Annotated in this window: 1 protein-coding gene; it reads left to right on the top strand. The window is 67.8% G+C overall.

The window, feature by feature from the left end; translation table 11 throughout:
- Nucleotides 1–99: 99 nt before the first annotated feature.
- Nucleotides 100–444: tetratricopeptide repeat protein (locus tag D7X55_RS46490; RefSeq protein ID WP_147470501.1), on the top strand; the 345-nt coding region annotated here is incomplete at its 3' end.

Genomic DNA, 444 nt, shown 5'->3' on the forward strand with positions numbered 1-444 from the left:
GACCACCCTGGCACTGAACGTGAAGTTCTGATGTAGCTTCGCTCCACCACGGCGGCAGGCTCTCCTGCCGCCGTTTTTGTTTCCGGCGATACTCACCCCATGGCAACCCGTACCCCCATCGACAGCGACGCCCTGGCCGAGCTGCTGCAGCACGATCCGCAGGCCGCGTTCGCACGCGTGCGCGACGCTGCGCAGGCTGGACAGGTCGATGCACAGCTGCTGCTCGCGCAGATGCACATGGAAGGCAAAGGCACCGCACAGGACGCCTCGGCGGCGCTGCTCTGGTACGAAACCGCCGCCAACAACGGCGCGCCGATGGCGATGAACATGCTCGGCCGCTGCCATGAGCTGGGCCACGGCACGGCGGTCAACCTGGCGCTGGCGGCGGTGTGGTACCGGCGCGCGGCCGACACCGGCCTGGACTGGGGCCTGTACCTGTCTCTT

This window comes from Corallococcus sp. AB049A (assembly GCF_003668885.1).
Lineage (GTDB): Bacteria > Myxococcota > Myxococcia > Myxococcales > Myxococcaceae > Corallococcus > Corallococcus interemptor.